The sequence below is a fragment of the Spirulina subsalsa CS-330 genome (assembly GCF_028330765.1).
Taxonomy (GTDB): Bacteria; Cyanobacteriota; Cyanobacteriia; order Cyanobacteriales; family Spirulinaceae; genus Spirulina; species Spirulina subsalsa_A.
This window is the reverse complement of record NZ_JAQMTY010000170.1, coordinates 12,067-32,416: the sequence shown is the minus strand read 5'-3', so window position 1 is coordinate 32,416 and position 20,350 is coordinate 12,067. Positions and strand designations below refer to the sequence as shown.

The window sequence follows — 20,350 nt, the reverse complement described above, 5'->3', positions numbered from 1 at the left end:
GTTACGGCTAAATCTGAATTAACAGATTTGAGAAATCAGGATAAATCAATGGTGTTAGTCGTTGAGCCTAGCAACCCTCTGCAACTCTCGTTGTTTGAGTGGATAAATGGTCAGGTAACTGGCTGTTCAGAATCTCCCACTATAGCCCGTAGGGTTTAGTGGGGGAGTATGTCAACTATTTTGGTTATGAATCGATTTAAATCCGTCATTTCACTGTTAATCACAGCCTGGGGGGTATCAGTGGGATCAGGTGCGATCGCTCAACCCCGCCTCGAATTTGATTCCCAAACCCCCTCCTTCCAAAAAACCCTATCCCAAGGCAATATTCGCGTTGAAGCCAACTACACCGCCAATGAAAACCTCTTTGAAAGCAACATTAACTACATCCTTTCCTATCAGGGTCAAGCCTATCTCCAAGACGCTCTAACCGAATTCATGTCCGGCGAAATATGGCTCCAAGACTTGAACAACGACAACACCGCCGAGGTCATCGTCTCAAACTACAGCGGCGGCGCTCATTGCTGCACCACCCACGACGTATATCAATGGACAGGCGACACCTTTGAACAAACCACCCTCGGCCCCAGTGATGGCTACGGTGGATCATTCCAAGATCTAGACAACGACGGCATTGTCGAATTCAGCACCTTTGACGGTGCATTTCTCTACGCCTTCAGTTCCTACGCCGGATCATTTCCCCCCTCACAAATTCTCCGCATCGGCCCCAACGGCCTCGAAGATGTCACCCGCGACTATCCCGAACAACTACGCGGCACTGCCTGGCAAATGTATCAAGCCATCCAAGACCGAGACTCCGACATCAATGGAGTATTAGCCGGATATGTCGCCCAAAAAATTCTCCTCGGTGAATTTGAAGCCGGTTGGCAATTCATGCTCGCCCGCTACGATCGCACCTCAGACTGGGGCCTCGACATCTACGACCGCAACGGCGACATCATCGGCCAACACCCCGACTTCCCCACCGCATTACGGGCATTCCTCAAAGAACACGGCTACTTATAACGATCCTCAATCAATCGTAAATCTATAATCCCCGCTAACAAGGGGCTTAAGCCCCTTGCCTGTTCATGAATCAAATAGAATTGCTATAGGGAGCAAGACGCTCCCACTCCAGTCCTCTAAACAGGCAAAGAGATTAATGTGAGCTATTCTTGTATAGATCTCAGCCCGCGCTAATCCATCGGGAGTTGTTCAATCGGAATCAGAGTTAATTTAGGATTCTTCACTTCGTCGATAAAATAGCCAATTTTCGGAGAGTAATTATAGGCATAGCACGGCTTACCAAAAAAGTGAGCCGCCACCGCAACATGAAGACGCGAGGTGATCATGGCACTGGATGCCGCAAGGCGTTTTAATTTCTCGGTGTAGTGAATCGTTGGATCATATTCAACCTGTATCGGTTCACCGCCCAATTGTTGTAACTGAATCAGCAATTCTTGATTCATCTCCGGGTCAATTTGGGAATCCGTATCGATGAGGAGAATGCGTGTTAATTGATGGTCTTGGCAGCGTTTTAAAATGTAGTCGCTCACCTTCGCGAGAAAAGCCGGCCGATCGGTCACACCATAGGCCGTTAAATTGCGCCAGGCCACCAGAAGATAATGCGGATCAGCGTCCGGTTGCGGATGGTTGCGATCCCACTGTTGGAGAAACCCATAACTGAGGTCTTCCACTTGCTCTAACTTCTTCGAGTTCCAAACACAAAACCGCCGCGCCCGTTGATAGGACACCGCATCCCGTAAGGATAGATAATCCGCTCGATTAATCAAAATCAAGGTCTTCACTTGTCGCTCTAGTTTCTTCAGGTTGCCAACCCCGACCCCCACATAAGCCACTTTTTTGCCGAGCTTTTTCGCAAATAAAACCTGCTTATAGCCGCCGTCTAAATCCTCATCGGTGAAACAGGTTCCTCCTCCCCAAAGAAGATGAGAACTTTTTTCTAGATTTGCCCGTAAAATCGCATAATTATCCGTCCAATTATTTTTCCACACATCCACAGAAACTTCGCCTTCTAGCCAGGGAATCGGGGCATAGGCTACGACCCGAATCGGCATCCCACAACTTTGATTCAGTTCATCAATCAACGCCCGGAGCATAATATCATCACCGAGATTGTCGCCCCCGAAGTACCCCAAAATTGTCACACCGCAGGAACCTTTTAGGTCGTTTTTTAAGGCTTCAGTCAGAGTCATTTTAACTATCAGTTGAGGGACAGGAAAACGGTATTGATGGACGAAACATCGCGGTGCGATCGCACCTCTATTCTATCTCTGAAACAGGTGTTTCTAGTGGGGGTTGCTTGAGTATCACTTCATCATAGGTTCCCGATTCAACCACTTTACCCTGTTCCAGCACATAGATGCGATCGCAATGTTTGAGGGTCGTCAAACGGTGAGCGATCGAAATCATCGTTAAACTACCCGCCAAGTTCTGAATTGAATCACTGACAAGCTGCTCCGTTTCATTATCTAAGGCAGATGTGGCCTCATCAAGCACCAAAATATCCCGCTGATGATAAAGGGCGCGAGCAATCCCAATTCGTTGGCGTTGTCCCCCGGATAAACGCACCCCGCGCTCACCCACTTTTTCCTGTAATCCATTGGGTAACTGTTCAATTAAATCCGTCAGTTGAGCCGCAGCGATCGCCGCCCTTAAACGTTCTTGACTAATCGTTTCATCAGGAACCCCGAACGCAATATTATGTTCAATCGTGTCATCGAGGAGAAAAATAGACTGGGGAATATAGCCAATCAAATTTTGCCAGCCGCGTAGATTTTCATATACGGACTGACCATCTACTTTTAAATCCCCAGATTCAGGAATGAGCAGCCCTAAAATAACATCTACAAGCGTTGTTTTTCCGGCCCCCGATTGACCAATAAAGCCAATGGATTGTCCTTTCTGAATTTGGAGAGAAATATCATTCAGGGCGCGATTTTCGATATTCGGATAGGTGTAGCAAATATGGCTGAGATCAATCGTGTTTTGAAAGGGAAGCGATGGGGTCGATTCGTGATCAGAAGACAGGGCATAGGTGCCACGATTATCTTCAGCTTCAATGAGGTCTTGATAGAGTTTGTCAATGATATAGGAATTAAACCGAATGGATGAGGTGGCTTGAACGATCGCGGCTGAAGCGGGCAGCATCCGAATCGATGCGATCGCAAAGACACTTAATGTAGCAGTCAAACTATCGGTATTACCACTGATGATCAACACTAAAAGTGTAAACCCAATCAAAAAACTCACCAGCAACGCCTCAATAATAAAGCGCGGCAAGTTATTAAACACCATCACCGTCCCCATGGACATCGCATAACGTTTTGCTTCGTAGGTAATCTGTTCTTCAAAATATGGCGCACAGCCAATGATGTGGGTTTCTTTAATACTGCCTAGGCCATGGTTCACAATCCGAATCATATCGGCTTGGGCCGCCGCCGCATCTTCTGCCAATGCCCGCATCCGGTCTTTAAATAAGTTGGTAATGCCGTAGGTTATTAAAACAACCGCAACAATGGACAGAGTTCCGATCGGGCTTGTCCAAGCCAGCAAACAGAGTAATAGCCCTAAAACCATCAGGTTTGAGAGGGAAACCAGCATCGGAACCAGAATTTTTTGTGAGAAGTTTTGTGATTCGAGAATGAGGGTCTGGATTAAAACAGAAGTGTTGCGGGAAAGGTGAAAGGTGTAGTCTGTTTTTAAGTAAGCTTCGAGGAGACGGCGCATGACGCTGCCAGTTTGAGAAAAGCTGAATTTAAAGATGTATTCTTGCATCTTAAAATTGAAACACACTTTAATAAAAAAGAGCGCAATGATCAGCCCCCCGATGCTGATGATGAACTGTGAAGGAGTGGTAAAGTCTAAGGTTTGATAGAGGTTAGCAATGATGGCGTTATCGGTAATTAATTCAGGCCTGTTGACCAATCCCATAAAGGGGCCGACTAAGCCAATTCCAAAGGTATCTAAAACTGAGACGAATAGAAAAATGGCCACCAAGACTGGAATTTCATATTTTTTACGATCAATGATGTAAAACAGTTTTTGGAGCTTGCGTGACATTTTTGCCTTGAGTTGCTAACGATAAATAGAGCAATGAATAGGGATTGAACTTATGAGTTCATGAGGTAAGTTTTCACGGGATCGATCGCTTTATTAAAGTCGAAGTGGTGGGCGGCTTTGATGGCGTTGTCATGGTAGGTGGGATGATCGGCGTGGATGGTTTGGATGGCGGCGGCGATCGCAGCCGGTGTGACCTCGTTTAACAAGAGTCCCGCTTGGAAATCACACACACTCTTGAGTCCTAAAATATCCGATCCAATCACAGGGACACCAGCGGCATAGTAGTTATACATTTTTCCAGCCGGGACAGAGATGAAATTAAATTGGGTAATCTCATCGGTATGGTCAAAGTTATAAAAACAAAACCCAATGCTGAACTGAGCTAAATAGTCGATGACTTCTTCTTGGGGAATGTAGCGACGCTCAATGATTAAACGACCGGCATCAATGAGGGGTTGATACTGTTGAGCGATTCTCTCCTGATGCTCTTCGCTGACGATGCCTTTAATGGTCAATGTAAACGTCTCGGTGTCGAGAACATTAAAGACTTCTAAACATTCATACACGCCGTTACGGAAGTTGGCATTGCCAAAAAAGATGGCGTTGATGGTTGCGGGGGGGTGGTAGGTTGGGGGTTGATAGTGATCGAGGGCGGGGGCGTTGGGGAGAATAAAGGCGGGGATTTTGGTTTCGGCAAAGAGGTAGTCGTAGCGTTCGGGACTGTGGGCCAGGACGGATTTAACGCGGGTGAGGTCGCAACTTAAAAAGAGGCGATCGCGGTAGGGTTCGAGGGATAAAAAATGGCTGCTGGGAAACAGTTTTTGGGCGATGACTAAACCGGCAGAATCGACGGCGATCACTTCATCGGCTTGGCGGCCTCGCGATCGCCAATACACTTGCCACATTTTGAAAAACTGGTAAAGGCGGGAACCTTGGCCGGTGACTTGACCGACACGAATTAAAACGGTTGCGAGGTGCTCAGAGATGGGAATGAACTCAAATTCATCGCCCTGAAGATTATGATTTTGGTGTTTGCCATCATCGAGGGTGATCACTCGAATCTTAAAGTCAGCTTTCAGCTTTTCAATGAGGTTGAGAAGGGTGGGGGTATAGGCTAACCATTCGTTGGGAAACAGGATCAGAATCGTTTTAGGCATGATGAGCCGTCGTCATGGATGTCGAGCGAGCGTTAAGTGTCTTTATTCTAGGTCGATGTTTCCCCAGTGGCCGAGAATTGTGCCATATTGGCGCGACTAATCCGTGTTCTCACGGTTTCATGAGGCGGTGGATTCGGGTTGGGGTTGGAGTTTTTGCCCGATTTTGGGTTCTGTGCCGTTAAAGATGCGTTGGAGGTTGGTGCGGTGGCGGACAATGACGTAACTGCCGGCGAGGAGGCCAAAGAGGCAGTAGGCGAGGGGTTCGTGGAGCAGCAGCATTAAGAGCGTGACGGCGATCGCACTCAAGATCGATCCCAAAGAGACGATCCGACTGACGGCGAGGGTGAGGGCGAAGACGGCGATCGTGCCGAGGGCGACAACGGGACTCATCACCAGCAGGATACCGATGCCGGTGGCGACGGATTTGCCGCCTTTGAATTGCAGCCAAACGGAACGACTATGGCCCACGAGGGCAAGGAGTCCGGCGAGGGTGGCGAACCAGGGTAGCCCGGCGGTGGGGATGTACGGCGCGATCGCGGGGATATAGGCGAGGCTATAGACGAGGGCGAGGGCGATCGCACCTTTGAGGGCATCGGTGAGGAGGACAGTGGCGGCGGCCCATTTGCCGACGGTGCGGAGGACGTTGGTGGCCCCGGTGGAGCCGGAGCCTTGGTCGCGAATGTCCAGGCCCGTGAGCCATTTGGTCACAAGATACCCCGTGGGGAATGACCCCAGCAGATAGGAGGCGATCGCAATCCCCACAATAATTAACCCAGTCATAACCTCTCCGCAGCAATTAATTCATTCATCCCCCATTAATGCAAGAAATGGCGCATTCCGGTACAAATCATCACGATTCCTAACTCATCGGCAGCGGCGATCGAGTCGTTGTCACGAATCGAACCGCCGGGTTGAATGATGGTCGTGATCCCCGCTGCGGCGGCGGTGCGCACGGAATCATCAAAGGGGAAAAACCCATCACTGGCGAGACAGGCTCCTTTTGCCGCGTCCCCAGCTTGAGCGAGGGCAATCTGAGCCGCGCCGACCCGATTCATTTGCCCTGCGCCCACGCCGATGGTGGTGCGATCGCGGGTAATCACGATCGCATTCGACTTAACGTGTTTCGCCAACTTCCAGGCGAATTGCATTTCTGCCCGTTCTGCGTCGGTGGGTTGCTTTTGGGTCACCACTTGCCATTGCCCTGGGTCATCGGTGGCATCATCCGCCGCTTGGACGAGGAGACCGCCCGCGATCGCCTTCACGGTTTCCTTCGGCCCTGTGAATAAGTCCGGCAAGAGCAACACCCGCAACTTCGATTTTTTCTTGAGAATCGCCGCCGCTTCCGGCTCACAGCCCGGCGCAACGATACATTCTAAAAAGGTTTTCGAGAGGGCCGCCGCCGTCGGGGCATCAATGGGCCGATTCAACGCCACAATCCCCCCAAATGCCGACACCGAATCGGCATTAAACGCCCGCTCGTAGGCTTCGACGAGGGTCGCCCCCATGGCCGCGCCGCAGGGGTTGGTATGTTTCAACACCGCCGCCGCCGGGTCGCCACTGTCGCCAAATTCAATGATGATCCGCCGCGCTGCTTCGAGATCGACCAAATTGTTATAGCTCAGTTCTTTGCCCTGCAATTGGGTGGCGCTACTCCAGCCGCTCTCGTCGGTTTTGTACCAAGTGGCGGGCTGGTGGGGGTTTTCGCCGTAGCGTAGGGTTTGGTGGGGAGTGGCGGTGAGGGTGAAGGGGGCGGGGCTGTCGGTGAGTTGGGCGAAGTAAGCGGCGATGGCGCGATCGTAACTCGCGGTCATCTGGAAGCCTTCGAGGGCGCGATCGCGCCGAAACGTCGCGCTCGGTTCTCCGTTCGTTCGCAATTCTTCCAGATAGGCCCCGTACCGTTCCGGGCGACACAACACGGTTAAATGGGCGTGATTTTTCGCCGCTGCCCGCAGGAGGGTGGGCCCACCAATATCAATATTTTCGATCGCATCCTCGACGGTGACATCGGGGTTTGCGATCGTCTGTTCAAAGGGGTACAGATTCACCACCACCAAATCCAGCGGGCGGATCTGATTCGCTTCTAATTCCGCTAAATGTTCCGGCAGATCCCGCCGCGCCAAAATCCCGCCATGGATGCGGGGATGGAGGGTCTTCACCCGGCCCCCCAGGATTTCCGGTGATCCGGTGTAGTCGCTCACTTTCGTGACGGGCAATCCCGCTGCTTGGAGAGTTTTCGCCGTGCCGCCACTACTGATCAAATCAAAGCCAAAGTCTTGCACCAGGGCTTGAGCAAGTTCGACAATTCCGGTTTTATCGCTGACACTCAGCAGGGCTAATTTACTCACAATTCACAGGCGGCGATGAACAACGCCGCTATTATCCCACCAGATCCACCGCCCAAACCTTAAAAAATTGAAACTTTGAAGGCGATCGCCGGGCAGGTTCAATCTTCATCGCTCTACCTGCGGCGCTGCAATGCTCGATCCGCCGGATGATTTAATCGCCCTGTTGCCACATCGTTTTCAAACTGATGAAAATCTCGTTACTTGGCAGAGCCCAGTAATGCTCATGGGAGGCTCTGCCTCCTCCCCAGGCGGCGGAGCCGCTCAAAGCGCATGTCACGGCAAAGCCATGACACGAGGGAACGTCTCCTCTGGTGTGCATACCTCTAGGAATGGGGAAACCGCGCTGCATTGACATCCACCAGCCCCTTACGCCCAAATTCGTTGCAATTTTAAGATAAATCCGGGCAGGATTGGTTCACCGGAGAGCGTATCGGGGCGGTCTAGGGTTTCAACCTCGCAACCGGGGCGATAAATTTCTACCCGTTGGTTTTGGGGGTCGATGAGCCAGCCTAATTGTGTGCCGTTGTCGAGATATTCTTGGAGTTTGGCGCGAGTGGTGTTTAAACTGTCGCTGCGCGATCGCAACTCCACAACAAAATCCGGACAGAGGGGAACAAACCCCTCCTGCTGTTCCCGCGTGAGGGCATCCCAGCGATCGCGCCGCACCCACGAGGCATCGGGGGAACGATTCGCACCGTTGGGCAATTCAAACCCCGTGGATGAGTCAAACGCTTCACCTCGTTGCTCGTTCGCTTCCGACCAATTCCCTAATTGCATACTGATACTTAAATTCCGTTTGCCAGAAATGCCGCCAGTGGGTGGGTTCACGATTAATGCTCCGGTTGCAGTGCGTTCGAGTCTGAGATCACGATTGGTCACGGCTAGAGCGGCGAACTGTTCCGGCGTGACCTGTAGGGCGAGGTCTGGGGGCAATTCGAGGAAAAGGGGTTGAGGGGATACGGGAGTTTGTACCATTGCGCCTGTCGGTTCACACTGTCTTAATAGTAGGCATTCTGGCAATAATCCACTGTTGGGGACTGAACCGAACACGATCGCTCAGAAAAAACGCAAAGCCAAGAAACCCTCACCAGGGCAGACGAGTTTGCTGTTTGCTATGGGATCAGCGGGAAATGATGAACCCGGAGTCGGTGGCGGAGAAGTTTATCTTGGCGAATTGTTATAACCCGAAGGCGGCGGGGGCGATGTTGCGGCGAGAATGTAGTACGGAATTTGCAGAAAGTGGGTTCCAGGATCGAGGAATCCCAGTGCCAGACATCAAAAAGCCAGACCCCGCATGGGTTCGTGAAAATCCACGGGTTAATGATTCTTATAGTCTGTAATCGCTACTTTTTCGTTCAGACGAATGCAACAATCATTACATTCAGACTCTTTTCAGACATCCTCTTGGAGCAGATGTGGAAGTTCCGTTATAATTTAAGCAGTAAGCAGTGCCTTTCTTAAAGATGAAAAACTAACTTCTTCATACTCAGTTAACTTAAAACTTTTTTGTATTCCCGTGAAGGACATTTTTAGTTGATTTTCTCCGCTAGCCAAAGCAAACTTTTGTCTCACTGGAGTTGATACTGGACACCAAGAAATGAGAATTAGTTTTGAAGTTTTGCGAGGAGGCTTTTCATCCGTTTCATATTCAAAATCATAAATAATAAACGCAACATCCGCCTTGGGAAGTTCGGATGCAATGGAATCAAAGTCATAGCTTCTATCACCTGAGCCTCGAAATTCAAGTGTAGAATTATCAGGACTCAATCCGAATAAAACATAAGAATAATATTTTTCGATCTTTACCCTGTTGAATAATTCTATGCTTTTATCACTAATAGTTAAATCAGCCATTGACAGTTCTCCATTCCAAGAGTTTTTTTATCTAGCTATTTTAAAATATATCATAAAACGTATTGCGATCGCCATCCCTATGATTTGTGATTTTTAGGCGATCGCATCAACAATCTATCTATTAAAGGCGATCGCACTATTCCTCAAATTCCTCATCGCTAAAATAAGTAGCTCAGGCAGGATTTGCAACACCAAAAAATCTGAGCCAATCAGGCTAGAATCCTGACCATCACTGAAATCCAGCTTTCATTACAATTCGTTACATAGTTCACGAAATTCACCCTGATCTACTTAGATCTGTTGGGTAATAAGCTAAAAAAGCATTGCATCCTATATTTCCCAGTCGGTGGATCGCACTTGAAAAGTTGATTTGCTGGGTCAAATACAGCATTTGTGATGGCTTCAGTATTCACCTTTTAAAAGGTGTCATTCCACTACTCAGCCGCGAAATTGGCGAGTTAGCGGGAGGGGTGTGAGTGTTGGAGGGTGTGATAGAGGCGGCGATAGTCGATTTTGGCGTGGTGGCGGGGTTCGACGGGGAGGCGGGGGATGGGGATGATCCGATCGCACTGCGCCCAGGTTAATTGCTCGGCCAGGGTAGCGCGGAGATTGTGCCACCGGGGGCCGCGTCGATAGGTGCGATCGCACTGCACATAGAGCCACCGTTGCCCCTGCCATCCCACCACCGCCGATCGCACCACCGCCGGATGTTCATTGACCACCGCCTCCACTGCCCAAGGATACAACCGGCCCCGCTCATCCTCAATTAACCCGACCCGCCGCCCCAATAACCACAACCGCCCAGCGCGATCGCAATACCCCAAATCCCCCGTCCGATGCCACCGCTGGCCCGCGAGGGTGAACTGTTGCGGCTCTGGCCGGGGGATGACGTGGGGAGCCGTGACAAGGATTTCGCCGGGTTGGCCGGGGGGGAGGGTGTGGGCGGTGAAGGCGGCGGGGGTGCTGGGGTTGGGGGCGTGGGGGTTCAGGATCGCTACGGTGAGACCGGGGACGGGATGACCGACGAGGAGGCCGTGGCCGCTATGGGTTTGGTGATAATCGCCTGCGGTGATGTCTGCGTAGGGTTGGGTGGCGATGGGTTCGACTTCCGTTGCGCCGTAGACGATGGTGATCTGGGCGTGGGGGGCGATCGCCTGGAGATGATCCAAACAACGGAACGAGACGGGCGCACCGCCGATGAAGAGTTGACGGAGGTGGGGGAGAGTGGTGCGATCGCGCCGTGCGGCCTTGATTAGGGTCGTGAATACCGTCGGGGAGGCGATCAGGCGGCTGATCTGTTGCTGGTGGATCACCCGAAGCAGAGCGCGGCCGGGCAGTTTAGCCAGCGATCGCACCGGAAAGGGCGGCAAAACCAGCGTCCCCCCGGCGGCAAGATGGACAAGACCAAAGAGGGGCAGGATCGCCAATTCGCGATCGCCCGGTTGACTGTGGAGAATGGGGGCGAGGGCTTCCCCTTGGGCGTGGAGTTGGTGATGGGTGCGGTGGATCAGTTTGGGCGGGCCGGTGCTGCCACTGGTGAGGGAAATTAGGGCCACCGCGTCGGGATTGGGGGTGGGATTGACGACGAGCGGGCGGGGCGATCGCCGTCTCTGCCAGAGTTGCCCCACCCAACCGCCGACGGGAATTTTCACCGGAATTCGGCGCAACGTAGGCGATCGCAGCCCCAACACCATCAACCCCAACCCACTGGCCAACCAGGCGCGGGGTTGCAGGGCCTCGCAAGCGGCAGCGATCGCCCCCTCCCCCACCGCCGGATTGAGCACCACCACCACCGCCCCCCGCTGCCACAGGGCCGCGAGCAGTAGATAGAGCGGCAGACCCAAGGGAACCATGAGCACGACGCGATCGCCGGGCATGATCCCCACCTGGGCGAAGCGTTGACCCCATTGCTCGCTCTGCTGCTCCCATTGCTGGAACGTGAGGCGCGTCCCTTGGGCTGCGTGGATTGCGATCGCATCGGGCGTATGGCAGGCCCAAGCGTGCAACCGCTCTCGAAAGATCATCGGTGCATCTGACGAATGGCGGCAGTATTGGCAATGGTGCGGGCACTGGCTTGCAGGGTGGCAATATCATCCGCCTGCCAAGAACGGGGGGCCTGATCATGAGCAATTAATAGCCCCCACAGATCACCCGGAATCAACACCGGCACAACCAAATTCGCCCGCACCCGCAACCCCCGCAAAAACTCACGGTGACAGTCTTCAATCGGCTCGACTTCAATATCTGCGCGGGAGTCCTCTTTTTGCATTTAAGATAGCGATCCTCAATCAATCGGAGATCTTATCTTCTCATCAACAAGGGGCTTAAGCCCCTTGCCGGTTCATGAATCAAATAGGATTGCTATATAGTGACGTTCAACAAGGGAATGGATCGGAAACCCCACCCCCTCCACCCCTTCACTGAACCCGCGCACAGCCCCTAAGATAGGCAAGATTAGGCATTGAGGAGTCAGGTATGATCCGGGGATTAGTGGCGGGAACGACCTATCCATTGCGGGCCCTGCGATTGTTGATGCGATCGCCCCGCCTGTTACAGTTTTTTGCGATTCCCGTGTTGGTCAATATTGTGGTGGGCATCGCCCTCTACGCTGGTTTGCTCTTGCCCGCCTGGTCTGGGCTAGATTGGGCAGCAATGGAACTCAATCAGCAAGTGGATGTATGGACGGCGAACCTGCCGGCCTGGCTCGGTGTGATCGATTGGATCTTAGTGGGTTTGGCGGGCGTGGTGAAAGCCGTCTTAACCGTGGCATTGCTGCTGTTGACCGGCTTTCTGTTGTTGCAATTTGGCACGCTGATCGGCGCTCCCTGGTATGGGCGACTCTCGGAGGAAATTGAGCGATCGCGCCTCGGCAGTGCCACCGTGATCGATGTGGGCATCGTGCGCGACATTGGCCGCGCTTTGTTATTTGAAGTGAAAAAATTAGCCCTCTGGGGGAGTTGTGCGATCGCCCTGCTTCTTCTCAGTTGGATTCCCGGCCTCGGCGGCGTTGTGATTACCGTGGGCTGGTTCAGCCTCACTGCGTTGATTACCTGCCTCGACTTTCTCGACGGCCCCTCCGAACGCCGCCGCTTCCGCTTTCGCCACAAACTCCGCCTCGTCTTGCGAACATTTCCCGCCAGTGGCAGCTTTAGCCTGCTCTGCTGTCTGCTGATTAGCGTGCCCCTGGTGAACCTGCTCACCATTCCCCTTTGTGTCGCCTCCGGGACGCTATTTTGGTGCGATCGCATCGCCCCCAGCCTGCCCCCCAGCCCCAGCCATGCCCCCAATGAATAATCGCACTGCCCCGTCAGGGAGTGCGATCAAGTGGCTCAGGATGATCTAACAAATGAGATTGTCTTGATGGTGGAATAAGCATCAATCCGGGCAAATCTTGGGGTGAACAATACCCCCTCAACCATTGCCCTAGCAACCGAGTTCTGCCCGAACGACTGAATCCGTTCTAGAACAGGACTTAACCTTTGCTCTTTTGACTTGCCGTCTGAATATACAGAATCAGCAAGAAAACGGTCGGAACGAGCACAAACATTAATGTGGCTACAAACCCTAAATCGTTTACCTGCATATAACCTTAGCCTTTGCGGAAATCGACACCCCTAGAATATCATTCCTCGGCATCAACTCTCATTGCGGCTTCGTCCGAACCGTCACCGGCCCATTCACCAAGGTTTGGCACGCCAGACGATAGGTGTCCGGCTTTTTCTTCAGTTTCTTCTGTTCCGTCTCCGTGCGTTCCGACAGATTATTCATCCCCGATAGCACCTCGACAATACAGGTTCCACATTGGCCCGCGCCGCCACAGTTGGTCAGTTTACCCCGCAACGTATAGAGATCCACTCGATTTTCCAACGCTTTTTGGCGCAAATTGGCACCATCCGCCGCAACCACATCCTGCTTGAGATCTTGTTTTTCGTTGATAAAGGTAATGTCAGCCATTCGTTCTCCTCTTCCGGACAGTGATAATGTACGCGCATCAATCATCAGTGATGCCCCGAACCGCAGCCGTCGCGCTGGTTGACTGACAAAATTAGCCAGATCCCGGCAAGCCCTCACCCTAGCCCTCTCCCTAGGGGAGAGGGAACTGGAAAAATGGATCGGCTCCCCTCACCCTCTGGGAGAGGGGTTGGGGGTGAGGGATATCAAGTCAGTCAACCAGGCCGTCGCGATCCGGATTGCTTTCATTTTATGAAGAAATGCTAACTTTTTTAAAGTTTTTTGCAATCTTCCCTAGGGCAGATCAAACAAACGGTTATCCGGCACATTGCTCACAGCCCTTTGGAGAGCTGCGATCGAGCGGTTGTAGGTGACGATCGCCGTCAACAAATTCCCCCGCGCCCGGGTTAGTTCCGTTTGCGCATCGATCACATCGGTCTGCGTCCCCACCCCAGCTTGAAACCGGAGGCGAGCCAGGCGCAAACTTTCTTCGGCCAACTGTACCGCTGCACTGGCGGTGCGGATATTTTGCTGGTTAGCAATTGAGTTTTCGTAGGCGGTTTCCACCTCAAGGCGGATCGTATTGCGCTGGTCTTCAAACGCCACTTCTGCCAGTTCAATATCAATCTCTTCGCCGCGACGTTGAGCACGGGCCGCGCCCCCATCAAAAAAGCGCCATTGAACGCGGGCTCCCACACTGTAGCCATCGGCCAACCCTTGATCATCGTCGAGTTGGTCGAGGAGGTTGTAGTTGGCGAACAGGCTCACCTGGGGACGCACGGCCGCGAGGGCGACGGTGCGCTGGGCTTCGTTGATTTCCCGCTGGATCAGTTGTTGTTCGAGTTCAGCCCGATTGCGATAGGCCAAAACGATGGTTTCTTCGAGGGACAGTTCCCAGGGTTGAACGGGTTTGATTTCGTCGGCAATGGTGACGTTGACCTGTTGACCCAGGGCCAGCACCTGAACCAGTTGCCGTTGGGCGATCTTTTGCTCGGCGTTGGCTTGGGTGAGGGCCTGTTGACTATTGGCTAAATCCACCTGGGCCCGAATCACATCAAAGCGCGTCCCTAATCCGGCTTGCTGCAAGAGTTCCGCATCCCGGAGGGTTTGCAGGGCTTGATCGACGGCTTGTTCTTCAATGCCAACCCGTTGATCGCGCTCTTGGAGTTGATAGTAGGCGTTGGTGGTGTCGAGGTGGATCTGTTCGGTGAGCCGCTCAACTTCGAGTTGGTTGACGCGAATGCGGTGTTCGGCTTCGCGGATCAGGGCGGTGGTGCGGCCGCCGTCGAAGAGGTTGTAGTTGACTTCGACATCGGCGTTGAGGCTGTCGCTGGTGGAGTCGTCATTGCCGAGGGCCTGGCTCAAGGCTCCGGCGGCTTCCTGTTGCAGTTCACCGGATGCGGAACTGGTGCGGGTGAGGCTCAAGCCGCCGTCTACGGTGGGTAGGCGGCCGGCTTTGGCTTCTTCGAGGGTGGTGTAGGCGCGATCGAGGTTGAGGCGGGCGGTTTGGAGGTCGGTGTTGTTGCGGCGGGCGAGGGCGATCGCTTCTTGGAGGGTAATCGGTTGGGTGATGTCGATGGTGACTTCATCGACTTCGGTGGGGAAGAGGAGGGGGTTGCTACTGGGGTTGAGGTAGTCGGGCGTGGTGATGTTCTGGAGGTTTTCGGGGCCGAGGAGTTGGGCGGATTCGCCGGGATCGGGCAGGGCGTTGACGGGTTCGGGGGAGGCAGCGGGGGGTTCAGCCGGCGGATCGATAGGGTCAAGGTTGATGTCGTCGGTTGTGCCGAAGGGAGCCTCGTCGCTGAAGGAGTCGCCGGGGGTGGGCAGTTCAAAGGTGTTGCTGGGCGGGGCTGTGTCGGCGGGATCGTCCGCAGATTCTAGGGCGGGGGTATTCTGGGCGATGGGGGTGGTGGCGATGGCGAGATCATCAGGGGTCTTGCTGGGGGCGATCGCATCGACCGGCGGCACGCTCGCAGGCGCGATCGCCACATCATCCGCTGCTCGTTGGGGAGTCGCGATCGCCATGCCGCTTTCACTCAGGGCGCGGCGGGGAATGACCACCGAGGACGGCGGCTCTGTCGCTGGCGGCGTGAGGGCGATCGCATCGAGATCACCCGGCTTATTCTGTTTGCGAACCACCACAGAATCGCCCCAAGCGGCATCATCAGCCTGCCAGCTTGCGGCCAACGGTGACGGCGGCGGGGTCACGTCCGGGGCGGGGGACGTGCTGCGATCGCTCACCTCGTCATCCGGTAACACCGGACTCGGTGCTTTCGCGAGTTTGTCTAGATTCGGTTCATCTGGGGTCGAAGACAAGAGCGAGTCCGGAGCAGTATCAACCTCTACGGCAGGCGGAACTATGGCAGCATCGGACGTTTGAGTAGATGCTGACGACCGAAACGGAAAGACCGCTTGAGCCGAAGCCGGTAAACCATAGCCCAGCGCAATAACAGCCCCGGCACTAACAACAACGAGAGGACGAAACTTGAGCATTGATAATCTTAGCTTGAGAGTTCGTAAACAGGACGCGCACGCAGCAGCACAGCTTAATCTTAGTGACTGACGGTTACGATAACAATTTTTAGGGTCATTTGTGCGTCTAGGACGCTACATTGGAAAATTTAGTTCGAGGGTTGGAGTTGCAGCGGTCTAATCCTAGGAATTGGAGGAATTTTCGATGCGATCGCCCCATTTTTTCACCCCTACAACCCGAAAATACCCTGCCCCTTTGGCCGTTCCTGAACGGTATTTTCTTGGGTGTGATTTGCGATGGGGGCGACATCCTAGGGGATACTGTGTCTTGTGATGTTGTGCTGAAGAACGCCCATGACTACGTTTTATGTTGATCCGGTTCACGGCAGCGATCGCAACACAGGCGATCGCACCCATCCCTTACGCACCCTCACCTACAGCCTGCGGCAAACCCAGCCCGATGATATTGTCACCCTCTTGCCCGGTCTCTACAGCCAAGCCAGCGGCGAATCCTTCCCCATCGCCATCCCCGCTGGGGTGATCGTCGTCGGCCAAGAGCGCAACCACGGCGAAAACATCGAAATCCAAGGCGGCAACCTCTACGACAGCCCCACCTTTCGCCAGCAAAACATCACAATTTTATTCAGCGATCGCCCCTCCCCCCCCGCGCAACTCCGGGGCATCACCGTCAGCAACCCCAACCCCAAAGGCATCGGCATTTGGATCGAATCCAGCGCCCCAATCATCACCAACACCACCATCACCCGTTGCCGTCTTGCCGGAGTTGCCGTCACCGGCACGAGCAAACCGAAAATTCAAGACAACTACATCCTCAACAACGGCTCGGCCGGAATTTTTCTCCGCCGCAACGCCAAAGGCGAACTCACCCGCAACCGTTGCCACGCCACGGGCTACGGCATCACCCTCAGCGATGACAGTGCGCCCCTGGTCACAGACAACACCTGCACCAAAAATCAGGTGGGGGTGTATCTTTCCCATCGGGTGCAACCGGTGTTGCGCCGCAATCGCATTGAAGACAATACCACCGTTGGGCTGATGGTGAAGGAAGTGGCCCGCCCGGATTTGGGACATCCCCAAGACCCCGCCCGCAACATCTTCCGCAACAATGGCCGGGCCGATGTGCAGAACGACACGGATCAAGCCTTGGTGTTATCCGGCAATCAGGTGGAGCGCGATCGCATCCAAGGCCCCGCCGACCTCCCCCCGATCCAAGTCCAACAGGGCAGCTTAGGCCCGTCCCTGTTTCGGGATATTGCCGACCATTGGGCCGCGCCGTTCATTGAGGCGTTAATCCGCAAAGACCTGTTGCGGGGCTTTCCGGATGGCACGTTTCGACCCGATGGGGCATTAACCCGCGCTGAATATGCCGCCTTGATTGCGAAATCCTTTGATCTGCCCCGTCAGTTGGGGACGCGGCGCAGTTTTCGGGATGTGGAAGAGCGTTTTTGGGGGGCAGAGGCGATCGCCAAAGCTGCCCAGATGGGTTTTATCGCCGGCTATGAAGATGGTACGTTTCGGCCGCAACAGAACCTGACGCGGGTGCAGGCGATCGTTTCTTTGGTGAATGGTTTGGGCTTGGCGGGGGCGAATTTAGATAGCTTAATGGCCTACCGCGATCGCGCCCTCATCCCCAGCTATGCCACGGCCGCCGTTGCGATCGCCACCGAAAAACGCCTGATCGCCACCCATCCCGACCCCCGCGAACTCCACCCGATGCGCGAAATCAACCGCGCCGAAATCGCCGCCTTTCTCTACCAATCCCTCGTCACCATCGGCCAAGCCCCGCCCCTCTTCTCCTCCTACCTCGTTGACCCAGACCCCTATCTCCCCACCTTCATCGACATTTCTGGCCATTGGGCGGAACCCTTCCTGCGCCGCCTCACCAGCTTGGAACTGATCAGCGGCTTCAGCGATGGCAGTTTTCGCCCCGATGCCCCGATCAACCGCGCCCAATACGCCGCCCTCCTCGTCAAACTCTTCAACCCCACCCCGATTCGCCCCGTTACTCAATTTCTCGATGTCCCCGATGACTTTTGGGGCCATGCCGCCATCCAGCAAGCCTATCGCGCCGGGTTTCTCACCGGCTTCCCCGATGGCACCTTCCACCCCGACCAACGCCTCCACCGCATCCATGTGATCGTCTCCCTCGCCAGCGGTTTACGGTTGCCCCCAGCGGCTGAGGGGGAATGCGATCGCTACCCCGACGCTGCCGACATTCCCGCCTACGCCCGCGCCGCCGTCGCCAGTGCCACCGCCGCCCAACTCATCATCCGCGACCCCAACCACCAACAACTCGCCCCCAAACAAGACGCAACCCGCGCCGAAACCGCCGTCATGCTCTACCAAGGCCTCGTCCACCAAGGAACCATGGCCACCATCCCCTCAGCCCGCATCATCGCCTAAAACGTGAAAAAGTCCCTATGACAGGGACTTCTCACATCAAGGCATTTACCGCCACGCCGTTTTACCTCAGCTTTTGACCTGGAAAATTCCAGGTGGGTGTCGATGCCTCAGCGTTTTTAAGTTTCCGGGTACAAGCCCGGTCTACTGCAACGCGAGCAATTAGGACTCCCAAGTAGTTCAAGCATAGATCAAATAAACGATATTGGCAGTCACCAACGCGGTAGCAAATGTCTTCCCCATCATAAACAATTACACCCATCGGACGGCAAGGGGAACATTGATTAGATTTTCTGAGGGTTCTTCCCCATCCAGAGGGGGGAATTTGCTGCTAAACTGGAAGCCTGTCAATGCTCTTGGGGGCGTGGCGGAATGGTAGACGCTGCGGACTTAAAATCCGTTGTCCGTAAAAAGACGTGTGGGTTCAAGTCCCACCGCCCCCATCGTTTCAGGGTTTTCCGAGTTGTGACGAAGCCGAGATTATTGCTGGGATTGATTTCTTCAAGTCGAAGCGATGGCGGTGGGCCTATGGCATTCTCGCCACCTATGGGGCATTCATTGGGAGAACACTTTCGCCAATACCATCGTTGGATCTCAGAGGAAGACCTCCGCCGGGGTTGGAAGACATGAAAAAATGGCGACGTTCCAGAAGTCGCCGTTTGTGATTGAACTACACTACTCGGATCAGGCTAATGCTATGCTGACCAGATTTTCATGAAGGCGTGGAGCTTGACCCGTCCCGATGTTGTGAAAGCCCTGGCGTAATCCGGATGACGACGCTTGTTTCCCACGGTGTGGGCGGTGATCTTGAGTACACGGGCTGCGCTCGATTGGCTGATCGGGATATTGTCGAACACATCGACAACTGCTCGGAGTTGTTGTACTTCAGCCTCTAGGGATTCAATGCGATCGCAGAGAGATTGGACTCCGCCGTTGTTAATGGTCATGGAATTTACCTCTCTTCTGTCAGAGTGGGTTCAAACGCTGATTCTTTCGTTGGCTGTGATCACGAAAACTCGTTGAAATCTCCCAGGGTGATAGAAGAGAGGTAATTGACACTCCCCTGCCTGAAGGCGAGGGGATTCTTGGTTCAACGAAACCACTTAATCGAAAGAGAGAAGCTGTCAGAATAGGAAGATTCCATCTTTTTCTCTGTCCTTTACTAAAATGTACTACCCGCCTCTTTACCTTGCCAAAGCTCTAAGGCGGGTTGCTGGATGGCGCGGCCAAAGGAAAACGTTAATGCCCAAGGCGTTTTGAATCGAAGATTGATCGCATTCAAACGTGCCGAAGCTAGTTCAGCAGATTGACCGCCCGACAAGAATGTAATCCCCGACACGGCGGCAGGAACCGCTGTTTGGGGAATGCCCATCTGAGCAAATCGTTTGTTACAGGTTGGATTACTTTCATCCATCGCCAGCAGACCTTTGTCGTCGGCAACCAGCATTGTTGCAGTGTTTTTCGGGTTTTGGGTATTCATTTCTGACTCCTTGGAAAATTTAGGTTTGTGTCAGGTTTTTATCAACGGCTAATTAGGGTTTGCCATTCCTGAATTGCAGCAGAGGGAACAGACAAGCTGACAGATTCACCGTCAATGGTTGGTAATGTCAGTTGCAGAGTAATCTCTGCCTTTAACTGTGGTAGCACAAGCTTAATGTCATATTCTCCAACGTTCGCTGGGGTGGATGTGTCCTGAGAAATTTCGCTAGAAATATCTTTAGCAGTTAGAGTTTGTCCCAGAGATGTTGTCAGAGTCAGCGGTTGATTACGATCTAATTTTGCCGCACCATAAAAGCCGATTAATCGCAGAGAAACGATCGCACTACCTTCAGGATGGATACGCTTAAAGGCGATCGCTTGCCAAGAGTTTCCGTCCTGATCTTGCAAATTTTGCCGAGATTGGTAGAGCATCTGCCCTGGATATTCTTCGATTTGCGTCACAGATGCAAAAGTGGGTAAGGGACTCCAGGCAAGCAGTGAAACGCAGCGTAAAACAGCGAGAAGCCAGCGCAAAGGGTTAATTTTAAACCCGTTAAAGCAGATAGAGTTCATCACAAAAGTCCTCATGAA

The 20,350-nt window shown here is 53.5% G+C and carries 18 protein-coding genes, 1 tRNA gene, 1 other RNA gene and 1 pseudogene; 5 read left to right on the top strand and 16 right to left on the bottom strand.

Annotation, left to right across the window (positions count from 1 at the left end; all coding sequences use genetic code 11):
* Positions 1 to 186 precede the first annotated feature (186 nt).
* Positions 187 to 1,023: a hypothetical protein gene (locus PN477_RS11760; RefSeq protein WP_272118937.1), complete on the top strand. Its 837-nt coding sequence runs from the start codon at positions 187 to 189 to the stop codon at positions 1,021 to 1,023.
* A 170-nt stretch (positions 1,024 to 1,193) separates the two neighbouring features.
* On the opposite strand, the gene PN477_RS11755 is transcribed toward PN477_RS11760, so the two are convergent.
* From PN477_RS11755 to PN477_RS11730, 6 genes are all read right to left on the bottom strand, one after another.
* Positions 1,194 to 2,213, bottom strand: a complete 1,020-nt coding sequence (locus tag PN477_RS11755; protein WP_272118935.1) for a polysaccharide pyruvyl transferase family protein — start codon at positions 2,211 to 2,213, stop codon at positions 1,194 to 1,196.
* Positions 2,214 to 2,280: 67 nt separating this feature from the next.
* Positions 2,281 to 4,080, bottom strand: a complete 1,800-nt coding sequence (locus PN477_RS11750; protein ID WP_272118933.1) for an ABC transporter ATP-binding protein — start codon at positions 4,078 to 4,080, stop codon at positions 2,281 to 2,283.
* 50 nt (positions 4,081 to 4,130) lie between these two features.
* Positions 4,131 to 5,237, bottom strand: coding sequence for a glycosyltransferase family protein (locus tag PN477_RS11745; RefSeq protein ID WP_272118931.1), 1,107 nt, complete (start codon positions 5,235 to 5,237; stop codon positions 4,131 to 4,133).
* A gap of 117 nt (positions 5,238 to 5,354) precedes the next feature.
* Positions 5,355 to 6,017 (bottom strand): glycerol-3-phosphate 1-O-acyltransferase PlsY, encoded by a 663-nt coding sequence (gene plsY / locus PN477_RS11740; RefSeq protein WP_272118929.1) that lies wholly within the window; start codon positions 6,015 to 6,017, stop codon positions 5,355 to 5,357.
* Positions 6,018 to 6,052: 35 nt separating this feature from the next.
* Positions 6,053 to 7,582: a bifunctional phosphoribosylaminoimidazolecarboxamide formyltransferase/IMP cyclohydrolase gene (gene purH, locus PN477_RS11735; RefSeq protein WP_272118927.1), complete on the bottom strand. Its 1,530-nt coding sequence runs from the start codon at positions 7,580 to 7,582 to the stop codon at positions 6,053 to 6,055.
* A 366-nt stretch (positions 7,583 to 7,948) separates the two neighbouring features.
* Entirely contained in the window at positions 7,949 to 8,557 is a 609-nt protein-coding gene (locus tag PN477_RS11730) for a Uma2 family endonuclease (protein ID WP_272118925.1), read from the bottom strand.
* Between the two features lie 155 nt (positions 8,558 to 8,712).
* On the opposite strand from PN477_RS11730, the gene PN477_RS11725 reads away from it, so the two are divergent.
* Positions 8,713 to 8,922 (top strand): hypothetical protein, encoded by a 210-nt coding sequence (locus PN477_RS11725; RefSeq protein WP_272118923.1) that lies wholly within the window; start codon positions 8,713 to 8,715, stop codon positions 8,920 to 8,922.
* Between the two features lie 94 nt (positions 8,923 to 9,016).
* Here PN477_RS11725 and PN477_RS11720 read toward each other — a convergent pair whose 3' ends face one another.
* The 3 genes from PN477_RS11720 to PN477_RS11710 all read right to left on the bottom strand — a co-directional run bounded on the left by PN477_RS11720 (position 9,017) and on the right by PN477_RS11710 (position 11,705).
* Complete coding sequence (locus tag PN477_RS11720; RefSeq protein ID WP_272118921.1) at positions 9,017 to 9,436, bottom strand: hypothetical protein; 420 nt, start codon at positions 9,434 to 9,436, stop codon at positions 9,017 to 9,019.
* Between the two features lie 458 nt (positions 9,437 to 9,894).
* Positions 9,895 to 11,460: an AMP-binding protein gene (locus tag PN477_RS11715; protein ID WP_272118919.1), complete on the bottom strand. Its 1,566-nt coding sequence runs from the start codon at positions 11,458 to 11,460 to the stop codon at positions 9,895 to 9,897.
* A complete protein-coding gene (locus tag PN477_RS11710) occupies positions 11,457 to 11,705 on the bottom strand; it encodes a GAF domain-containing protein (protein WP_272118917.1) in 249 nt (82 codons plus the stop codon). Before PN477_RS11710 ends, PN477_RS11715 begins: the two co-directional genes overlap by 4 nt.
* Positions 11,706 to 11,911: 206 nt before the next feature.
* Here PN477_RS11710 and PN477_RS11705 point away from each other — a divergent pair, with 206 nt between their 5' ends.
* On the top strand, positions 11,912 to 12,730 hold the full coding sequence (locus PN477_RS11705; protein WP_272118915.1) for an EI24 domain-containing protein: 819 nt from the start codon (positions 11,912 to 11,914) through the stop codon (positions 12,728 to 12,730).
* Between the two features lie 178 nt (positions 12,731 to 12,908).
* Here the strand turns inward: PN477_RS11705 and psbM are convergent, their stop codons facing one another.
* The 3 genes from psbM to PN477_RS11690 form a co-directional block, all read right to left on the bottom strand.
* Positions 12,909 to 13,019: a photosystem II reaction center protein PsbM gene (psbM, locus tag PN477_RS11700; protein WP_072619883.1), complete on the bottom strand. Its 111-nt coding sequence runs from the start codon at positions 13,017 to 13,019 to the stop codon at positions 12,909 to 12,911.
* A 59-nt stretch (positions 13,020 to 13,078) separates the two neighbouring features.
* Positions 13,079 to 13,390 carry a 2Fe-2S iron-sulfur cluster-binding protein gene (locus PN477_RS11695; protein ID WP_272118912.1) on the bottom strand — a complete coding sequence of 104 codons (312 nt, stop codon included), beginning with the start codon at positions 13,388 to 13,390 and terminating at the stop codon, positions 13,079 to 13,081.
* A 291-nt stretch (positions 13,391 to 13,681) separates the two neighbouring features.
* A complete protein-coding gene (locus PN477_RS11690) occupies positions 13,682 to 15,880 on the bottom strand; it encodes a TolC family protein (RefSeq protein WP_272118910.1) in 2,199 nt (732 codons plus the stop codon).
* 333 nt (positions 15,881 to 16,213) lie between these two features.
* Here PN477_RS11690 and PN477_RS11685 point away from each other — a divergent pair, with 333 nt between their 5' ends.
* Positions 16,214 to 18,283, top strand: a complete 2,070-nt coding sequence (locus PN477_RS11685; protein ID WP_272147300.1) for an S-layer homology domain-containing protein — start codon at positions 16,214 to 16,216, stop codon at positions 18,281 to 18,283.
* Between the two features lie 41 nt (positions 18,284 to 18,324).
* On the opposite strand, the gene ssrS is transcribed toward PN477_RS11685, so the two are convergent.
* A non-coding RNA gene (ssrS, locus tag PN477_RS11680) (6S RNA) lies at positions 18,325 to 18,513 on the bottom strand.
* A gap of 125 nt (positions 18,514 to 18,638) precedes the next feature.
* On the opposite strand from ssrS, the gene PN477_RS11675 reads away from it, so the two are divergent.
* A tRNA-Leu gene (locus PN477_RS11675) sits at positions 18,639 to 18,723 on the top strand.
* 252 nt (positions 18,724 to 18,975) lie between these two features.
* On the opposite strand, the gene PN477_RS11670 is transcribed toward PN477_RS11675, so the two are convergent.
* The 3 genes and pseudogenes from PN477_RS11670 to PN477_RS11660 all read right to left on the bottom strand — a co-directional run bounded on the left by PN477_RS11670 (position 18,976) and on the right by PN477_RS11660 (position 20,332).
* The gene (locus tag PN477_RS11670) at positions 18,976 to 19,227 is read right to left on the bottom strand and encodes a hypothetical protein (protein WP_272118906.1); all 252 of its coding nucleotides are present in this window, start codon (positions 19,225 to 19,227) and stop codon (positions 18,976 to 18,978) included.
* Positions 19,228 to 19,457: 230 nt separating this feature from the next.
* Positions 19,458 to 19,727: pseudogene (locus PN477_RS11665) on the bottom strand (class I fructose-bisphosphate aldolase); the annotation flags it as partial.
* Between the two features lie 74 nt (positions 19,728 to 19,801).
* Positions 19,802 to 20,332, bottom strand: a complete 531-nt coding sequence (locus PN477_RS11660) for a DUF3122 domain-containing protein (RefSeq protein WP_272118941.1) — start codon at positions 20,330 to 20,332, stop codon at positions 19,802 to 19,804.
* Positions 20,333 to 20,350: the final 18 nt, after the last annotated feature.